The organism is Sphingomonas sp., assembly GCF_048594985.1.
In the GTDB taxonomy this organism is placed as follows: domain Bacteria; phylum Pseudomonadota; class Alphaproteobacteria; order Sphingomonadales; family Sphingomonadaceae; genus Sphingomonas_I.
Genome location: NZ_JBMDXG010000060.1, coordinates 1 through 1,996, shown reverse-complemented (window position 1 = coordinate 1,996; position 1,996 = coordinate 1). Strand labels below are relative to the sequence as shown.

The 1,996-nt window shown below is 70.7% G+C and carries 4 protein-coding genes; all 4 read right to left on the bottom strand.

The genetic code is table 11. The features are described from left to right. Positions 1-176: 176 nt before the first annotated feature. Positions 177-455 (bottom strand): flagellar biosynthesis anti-sigma factor FlgM, encoded by a 279-nt coding sequence (gene flgM / locus ACOJSF_RS02180; RefSeq protein ID WP_420140598.1) that lies wholly within the window; start codon positions 453-455, stop codon positions 177-179. Between the two features lie 72 nt (positions 456-527). Then, positions 528-1,043, bottom strand: coding sequence for a flagella basal body P-ring formation protein FlgA (locus ACOJSF_RS02175; protein ID WP_420140597.1), 516 nt, complete (start codon positions 1,041-1,043; stop codon positions 528-530). A gap of 42 nt (positions 1,044-1,085) precedes the next feature. Further along, positions 1,086-1,529 (bottom strand): OmpA family protein, encoded by a 444-nt coding sequence (locus ACOJSF_RS02170; RefSeq protein WP_420140596.1) that lies wholly within the window; start codon positions 1,527-1,529, stop codon positions 1,086-1,088. Further along, positions 1,526-1,996: MotA/TolQ/ExbB proton channel family protein (locus ACOJSF_RS02165; RefSeq protein ID WP_420140595.1), on the bottom strand; the 471-nt coding region annotated here is incomplete at its 5' end. The genes ACOJSF_RS02170 and ACOJSF_RS02165, both read right to left, overlap by 4 nt.

The window sequence follows — 1,996 nt, the reverse complement described above, 5'->3', positions numbered from 1 at the left end:
CTGGGCCACGTCGCCGCGCAGGTCCTCTCGGCCCCGCCACGTTGCGGCTGCGCGTAGCGTCGCTACCGCCTCGGCCAGCGCGTCGCCGGCCTGTTAGAGCGTGTCGAGGTCATGCGCGAGCAGCGCGGCGGTCATCGCCGCCTGCGCTTCCGCGAGTTGTTCGAGCGCGGCGGCGCTCATGCCTTGGTCGGCAGGTCGAGCGCGATCATCCGCTCGGCAATCGCCTTCGGATCGGCCTTGTAGGTGCCGTTCGCGATCGCCTCGCGCAGGGCCGCAACCTTGGCACTGTCGACCGGCGCGCCCTCGGCCGCCAGCGCGGCGGCGGGGCTCTTGGGCGCGGCCGCGCCACGAGCATCGGCGGTGCCGGGCTTGGTCACAGGCGCGCGTTGCGCCCCGCTGTCGCCGCGCAGTTCGATCGCGCGGGCGATCCCGGTCGGTCCTACCGCAGTGATCATCGTCGCGTCCTTTCGCATTCCATCCGCCCGGTCACAAAAATCGCCTGACCGGTATAACGGCGCCAAATCCGATTACTTAAATCCGGGCAAACGGGCGAGCCCCGCATCCACCACTTCGGCGAAAATCGGCCCTTTCTGGCCGTCGGTACGCACACGGATACGCGCGCCTGGCGCGCCATCCTCCTGCGCGACAGCCGAAACCGATACGCTGAAGCCCGCGCTGCCAGCGACAAGATCGACCGGATCGCCCCGGCGGATGACCGGTTCTGCCTTCACCGGCACGCCGGCTGACCTAGTTGCTGCGGCACCTGCGCCCGCCAGCCGCGCGAGCGGCACGCGAATGCGCCAGCCGAGTGCGGGACACCGTAGCGCGACCGCGCCCATCGCGGGAGGGTCGAGCTGAACCGTCGTGGGGCAGGCGGCCAGCTTGAGCCGCCGGTCGATCGGTGCGGCCGGGCCGCCCGGCTCGCCGATCCCCGCGCCGAGCGCCCCGATTACGCGTGCCTCCAGCACGTCCAGATTCTGGAACGGGGCGGCAGTCGCGGGTGTCGCCGCGAGCGCGATCAGCAATGGAAGGCGATGTCTCATGCCCGTATTTCAGCAAGGATCATGCCATACGGAGGTGTCGCCTCAGATGCGGCTGATATGAATGACCTGTCCCCCGCCGGTTGATGGATCGACCGCGAGCGTGATCCGCCGCTGGGGGACCCCCGCCTGCTCGATCGCACGCGCAACGGCGGCGGCACGGGCGGCGGCCAGTTCCCATCCGTCGAACCGGGCCGTGGCCGGCTCGGTCCCGCGGCTCGCGACGATCACTGCATCGTCGCCCACTTCCGCGACGAAACCGTCGAGCAGCGCGCGGCCCCGCGGCGTCAGCAGCGCCTCCCCAGGCTGGAACAAGGCGGCGGCGCGCCGTTCGATAGCAGCACGCTCGCGCATCCCGAACGCCTGCCGGAAGCCCGCCGCGAGCGCGTTCGCCTCGGGTCGTGCCTGTAGCATCACGAAGAATCCAAGCAGCAGCAGACAGAGATCGGCGAAGCTCAGTGCCCAGCGTTGACGCGGCGCGGTCTTCACGACGCGAGCCGCTGGCGGAGGACGGACTGGACGCCACGCGCATGGTCGAGCTCGGCGCGGGCCAGCATCAGGAAATGATCGAGCGTCCGCCGCTGCCACGCGAGTTCCGCTTCCGACAGCCGTTCGAGGCGATCGGCGATGGGGCCGGCGATCAGGTTGGCGACGACGATGCCCCACAGCGTCGCGACCAGCGCTGTCGCCATCGGCGCGCCGAGCCGCGCCGGATCGTCCATTCGGGCGAACATCGCGATCAGGCCAAGCACGGTGGCGAGCATGCCCATCGCCGGCGCCGCATCGGCCACGTCCCGCCAGAAGCGGATTGCCACGGCGTGGCGCGCGGCCCGTGCCGCGAGCGAACCGTCCGCCCAGCGCGCGAACGCTTCGGACGAGGGCGCGTCGGATAAGTGGCGTACCGCTTCGCCGAGGAACTGCGCAGTGGTCTCGATCCGGTCGACGCAGACGATGCC